The 6,389-nt window shown below is 37.0% G+C and carries 4 protein-coding genes and 1 pseudogene; all 5 read left to right on the top strand.

Annotated features, from left to right (window positions below; all coding sequences use genetic code 11):
• Positions 1-415, top strand: a pseudogene (locus tag AC3WSK_RS16945) (hypothetical protein); the annotation flags it as partial.
• A 2,076-nt stretch (positions 416-2,491) separates the two neighbouring features.
• Positions 2,492-4,576, top strand: a complete 2,085-nt coding sequence (locus AC3WSK_RS16940; RefSeq protein WP_492414797.1) for a serine hydrolase domain-containing protein — start codon at positions 2,492-2,494, stop codon at positions 4,574-4,576.
• 272 nt (positions 4,577-4,848) lie between these two features.
• Positions 4,849-5,019 carry a helix-turn-helix domain-containing protein gene (locus AC3WSK_RS16935; RefSeq protein ID WP_492414830.1) on the top strand — a complete coding sequence of 57 codons (171 nt, stop codon included), beginning with the start codon at positions 4,849-4,851 and terminating at the stop codon, positions 5,017-5,019.
• Entirely contained in the window at positions 4,944-5,603 is a 660-nt protein-coding gene (locus tag AC3WSK_RS16930; protein WP_492535075.1) for an IS3 family transposase, read from the top strand. Before AC3WSK_RS16935 ends, AC3WSK_RS16930 begins: the two co-directional genes overlap by 76 nt.
• Before the next feature lie 26 nt (positions 5,604-5,629).
• A partial coding sequence (locus tag AC3WSK_RS16925; RefSeq protein ID WP_492535074.1) for a transposase occupies positions 5,630-6,389 on the top strand: 760 nt, incomplete at its 3' end.

The raw sequence follows: 6,389 nt of genomic DNA, 5'->3' as shown, positions 1-6,389 counted from the left end.
ACCGGCGAACTTAGATGAGATTTCAAAAGAAAAAGTACAAGAAATTTTCAACCAAGCAGAAGCGGGTATATTAACGAAAGAAGAAACAATAACACAACTTGATGAAGCTCTTGGAATAAAGGGAGATAAAAAAACAGTAAGCAAACCAACTAACTTAGATGAGATTTCTAAAGAAAAAGTACAAGTAGTTTTCAACCAAGCAGAGACAGGTACATTAACGAAAGAAGAAGCAACAAAACAACTTGATGAAGCTCTTGGAATGAAGGGAGATAAAAAACCAGTAAGTAAACCATCTAACTTAGATGAGATTTCTAAAGAAAAAGTACAAGAAATTTTTAACCAAGTAGAGGCAGGTACATTAACGATAGAGGAAGCAATAAAACAACTTGATGAAGCTCTTGGAATTAAGAGATAAAAATAAAGTGAGTAGTTCAGTAAGCAAACCAGCGGTATTTAAAGGGAAGGTATAAACTATTTAACTAGCACGAATAGGTCCGCTCGGGAGCAATAAGCCAATTTGATACAGATCAGAATAAGAAGTAGAAAAAACAAACTTAAATAAAATACAGTAATATTTGTACTTGAGCTTTCTAAACATCCTCTTCATAGAGGTTCATATAAACTCCCCCAATGGAGAAACATTTACTTGAGAAAAAACTACACTACTAATAGCTGATGAAATATTCCCCACGTACGAAAATCGCTATGTTCCAATAGGTACATAGCGATTTTTTGTGCATTTTTCCATACAATCAAAGAATTGTCCCCTGATGAATGGGATGATAATAAGCTTTATCGAATGACACGTATTACACTCCTGGTACATAGATTTTAGTAAGTGATATTTTAGATTGTTTAAAGTAAGATAGTAGTAAGGTATTTTACATAAAACTACTAAAATATTTTAAAGAAGATGTGATGATTAATGGGGAAAATCGCCATTTTGTTATATGGATAAGGTTGGTCAAGCAATAATAAATATACTTCTAATATCCTTACAATCCCTGGTATACAAAGGTGTAAGTGAGTTAGTTTTGTTTGACTTTTATATAGTATAAGTCAAAAGATTATTTGAAATAAAATTGAGGAGATTTATTATGGTTAAATTGCAACAGCTACCTGTAAATTAATAGACTTAGATTATAAAAGGATTGAAACTAAACTTGCGCGCGTTGCCAATCCAATAGCTTCATAATTGAAGAAGACTAGCCAAGCTAATTTAGCCTAGCTAGTCTTTTTTTCTATGTTTTAAGATTGGTAGTGAATTATAAAAATCTAATAAAAACTATAAGAACTATGCCTTTTATGTTTAGATAATAGGAATACTTTCTAGCCTCGTAAGGTTGTTAACATCTACAAAAGCATTTTCAATCCTAATTCAAAACGGACCCATACCAGGGGAAAATGGTCTCCCAACTGGGAAAAACGGGCTCATACCTGGGGAAAATCGACGCCCTTCATTAAAACGCATTGGAAAGCGTAATGGATTTACCATTTTTTAACTCCATTCAATTAATATAGTATAGGCTATGTTCAATCAATGAAGTGGCTTAGACTAAGACACAAATTTGGGATCTTTGGAAAGGAAGATTTAAAGTACTGTTATGTAAAATAAAGTGTATTCAATTTCGGTGTGATATAAATTTATTATTCATTGTAGTGTGGTTCTATAGTTGAATAGCTCATTTTTACGATGTTGTAAGCAGAGCTGTGGATAGATTATTTATTGAGACCTTAAGGAGCTGCTTCAAATGAAACCATTTCAAACAGTCATTTAGAAAATAAAGATTTACATATCTCAAACAAAGTAAAATTAATATAAAAAATGTCTGCTTATGGGGTAAAGCAGACATTTTTACGTGGGAATTTTGGACATAACGATGTACTTCTATTATTTTGGTATCTATATATTCATCTGTTCAAGTGTTCATTCTTAGAATATACGTATTCCAATTCCTATTACGAAAATAGCTGCAATAAAGAAGAAGGGAATGAAAACGATTCTAATGCCTGACCGCATAAAAATTCCTCTTGATGGGTCAACACCTACTAGAATCCCTCTTTGAACTCTCCAGAAGACGCAGTGGAAGTTCGAAATGTGACTAGATTAAATGCTTGGAAGACTAAAAGGCAACATGAGTTTTTTAAAAATTTGGAGAGATGAAATTCAACGAACTTGATTGGGCTGTAGCATTACATCATATAATTCCTTCTTCCTTCTCCAGCTGCATAAATAGTGAATGATTCCCTCAAAGGCCGTAAGAGACGATCTTTTTTACAATTAATAAATTTGTAAGAAATGAGTAAGAAAAAAGAGAAGATAGATTCGTACAATTAAAGTATAAGATAAAAGGAGGTATTAAATGAGTTATATATTAAAAAAAATCTGCTGACTTTTGCTTATGTATACTGCTAAACAAGGACTACAAGGGGCACCTTTGTTCGAAATAAGCAATGAAATCGATTACTTATCTAAGGAGGCAATTCTTTTATGAAAAATAAACTATCTGGGGTGTTAGCTGCTACATTAGCGTTAACGATGAGCCTACCAACAGGGGCGATGGCGTTTTCTAGCAGTCAGAATACGGTTGTAGTAGCTAACCAAGAAGTTGCTAGCCAAGAACTGAAGAAGATTGCGGCAGAGAAGGCTGCGCTACTCACGAAGTCGTATGAAACGACTAGCGTGCAGTATGCGCTAATTGATAATGACAAACTTATTTTGTCGGGTCAGACAGGTAAGAACGATATGAATGGGAAACAACCACTGACCAAAGATACCCTATACGGGATTGGTTCAGTCAGTAAAATGTATGCAGCGGCGGCTGTGATGAAATTAGTAGACGAAGGAAAAGTTGATTTGGATGGTCCTGTCGTCCACTATGTTCCTGATTTCAAGATGAAGGATGAACGGTATAAACGTATTACGCCGCGTATGCTGTTGAACCATTCCTCCGGCTTGCAAGGTACTGAGTATGGTAATTCATTTTTATTCAAAGATAATGATACCTATGCCCATGATAACTTGTTGCGACAATTGTCCAACCAGAGCTTGAAGGCGGACCCTGGCGCGTTCTCGGTATACTGCAACGACGGCTTTACGCTGGCTGAGATAATGGTGGAAAAAGTAAGCGGTATGAGCTTTACCGAATTTATACATCAACGGTTTACAGAACCCTTAAAGCTAAATCATACGAAAACTCCGCAGGACAAATGGGAAAACGATAAACGGGCTGGACTTTATTTTCCAACGTACCAAGGGCAGCTTCCTACTGAATTGGTGAATGTGATTGGTACGGGAGGGATCTCTTCCACAGCAGAAGATATGGTGCGATTCTCACAAATATTTATGAGACAGGGAAAAGTAATCCTCTCTGATAAGGCAGTCAAGGCGATGGAGCAAGAGGAATATAAAAAAGGAATGTGGCCAGGGGATGGAGATAATACCTTCAACTATGGTCTTGGCTGGGATAGTGTGAAACTATATCCATTTAGTGAATATGGGATAAAGGGCTTGGCTAAAGGCGGCGACACGGGACTGCAACATGCTTCACTGGTAGTCCTTCCTGAACAGAAGATGGCAGTGGCTGTGTTGTCATCAGGCGGTAGCAGCTCTACAAATCAACTGATGGCGACTGAATTACTGCTCGCAGCCCTTAAAGAGAAGGGCACAATTAAGGATATCAAGCCGAACAAATCCTTTGGCAAGCCGGTCAAAGCCAAAATGCCTCAAGAAGTAGAAAAGAAAGCGGGTTTTTACGGCAATAGTTTCAGCCATTTCAAAATAGAAATTACGAAGAATGGAGAACTGATCTTACCATCTAATCCAGAAGAAAAATATGTATATACTGCGAATGGAAGCTTTATTAATGAGACAGGTACCTCCAAGCTCAACTTCGTTACAGAGAAGAATAGACGAACATATTTGAAGGAGAGCACATTTATATCGTTGCCAGGTTTAGGGGAAGCAGCGGCTACTCAATATTTAGCCGAGAAACTAGAAGACAATGTGCTATCGAAGGAAACCGCTGCCGCATGGGCGAAGCGGGAAGGCGTTAAGTTCTATCTCATAAACGAGAAATATAGTTCTGCTCAATATTTCCTACCAATGATGCTTACAACACAAATTAATCGCAATGAGGGTTTAGAGGGTTATTGGGACGGTAGAAAAATTACAGGCCCAAACACGGCTGCGCATCAGCTCCAGATCCCTGTGATGACAGGCCGAGATACGACGGAATCTCGTTTCTATACAGAAGGCGGTAATGAATATATGGAGATGTCCGGATTGTTATACGTAAGTGGATCCAACATAAAGCCACTTGATATAGGCCAATCGTCCAAAGTTACGCTACAAGCAAATGGGCATGCGAGATGGTTTACGATCCCACAAGCGGTAACCGGGAAAACGATGACTGTGGCGTTGCCATCGAAGAGTTCGTTCGCGGTGTATGATGAGAATGGTGTATGTGTCAATTTTACTGTTGTGAGTGGCAATAACAAAGTAAAACTACCGAAGAACGGAACGGTTGTATTTGCTGGAGCGCCGAATTCGGAATTTGCAATCACGTTGAACTAGCTACAATTCAAGAAGGATTCCAATAAAACCAGTACGACACCGAAAAGGTGTTTTGCTGGTTTTGTTTGTATTACGCATTATCTTTACAAAAAGGCTTACTGAAGCTATAAAATATTGAAATTTCCCAATTTTATTTTGGTCGGCTGGATTACCGAAGATTAAAAGTAAAAAATTATCATTTGTTATGATTAGTTTGGGATTGAATGTAATCGCAACTCCATTGGCTTTATTTATGGGTGGAATGGCATCAGCCTCCCCGACCAGCACTACAAATGATTTTTGGGCAGGATTTCTCTTCATCCAGGGAATACGGATACGTCATCAATCACAAAAAAGTACAGCGAATCATGAAGGAATTGGACTTAAAGTGTGTAAATTCGTTCGTAAATCTCGTTATAAACCGTACAAGGGCAAGGTGGGCAAAGTCGCAAATAATCGATTAAACCGCCGTTTCAATACGCCAAACACTTTACAAAAACTGGTGACAGACGTAACAGAATTCAAGTGTACAGAAGATGAAAAACTTTATTTAAGTCCAATTATGGATCTCTATAATGGCGAAATTATTGGGTTTAGTATGTCTAAACGCCCAACATTGGATTTCGTATTAGAATCGCTATACCAAGTTCTGCCAATCATTCAGAACCAAGCTACATATCGTACAACGATTCATTCGGATCAAGGCTGGCATTATCAACATAATTCATGGGTGAAAACATTACGGCAAAATAAAATTTTCCAAAGCATGTCTCGCAAAGCGACGTGTGCAGACAATGCGGCGATGGAAAACTTCTTTGGCATACTCAAACAAGAGATGTTTTACGGTGAGATATTATTCTCATATGAAGAATTGAAGAAGAAAATCGAACGATATATCGACTACTATAACAATGAACGTATTAAACAAAAACTGGCTGACATGAGTCCAGTAAAATACGAGGGCACTGAAAAACTTCAATTGGTTCCACTTAGCGAGGTATTCGACGATTCAATCGTCGAATACCTCGCCTTTTTAATTTATAATTGAGAGACTAAATGCAGGTGGTGTTCTCAATGATTTCAAACCAAGAGACTTTCAACTTAAGTCCATATATGGCCATTTACGATATTGTCGTGCCAAAAGATAATATGCTTCGTCAAATTAACGAACTAGTGGATTTCTCATTCATTTTAGAAGAATTGAAAACAAAATATTGTTTAGACAATGGAAGAAATGCGATTCCTCTGATTCGAATGTTTAAGTACTTATTGTTAAAAGCCATTTTTAATGTATCTGATGTAGACCTTGTCGAACGTTCAAAATATGACATGTTTTTCAAGTATTTTTTAGGAATGACGCCAGAAGATGACGTGATTGATTCAAGCTCACTCACAAAATTCCGCAGACTTCGTCTTCAAGACGTAAGTTTATTAGATATGCTCATTGGAAAAACAGTTGAAATCGCACTCGAAAAGAACATTATCAAAAGTAAAACAATCATTGTGGACGCAACACATACCAAAGCACGTTATAACCAAAAATCACCGAAAGAATTTTTACAAGAAAAATCAAGACATACCCGCAAAGCAGTGTATCAATTTGATAAATCCATGAAAGAAAAATTTCCAAAGAAGAATACTTCTAACGAAGTAAAAGATGAATTAACTTACTGTGAAAGATTGATTGCCATTATTGAAAATAAACCACAAATCGCTCATCTACCAGCTGTAAAGGAAAAATTGAACGTGTTAAAAGAAGCTGTAGAAGATACGCAAGAACATCTAAATTATTCAACAGACACCGATGCACGAGTAGGACATAAAACAGCAGACA

The organism is Lysinibacillus sp. EB271-A1-10B (genome assembly GCF_058791335.1).
The sequence above is the reverse complement of the archived record's forward strand: the minus strand, read 5'-3'. Positions and strand labels throughout refer to the sequence as shown.

Coding starts and splice junctions, on each gene's coding strand:
- AC3WSK_RS16940 (WP_492414797.1), top strand. CDS start 2,492: ATGAAAAATAAACTATCTGGGGTGTTAGCTGCTACATTAGCGTTAACG.
- AC3WSK_RS16935 (WP_492414830.1), top strand. CDS start 4,849: ATGATTTTTGGGCAGGATTTCTCTTCATCCAGGGAATACGGATACGTC.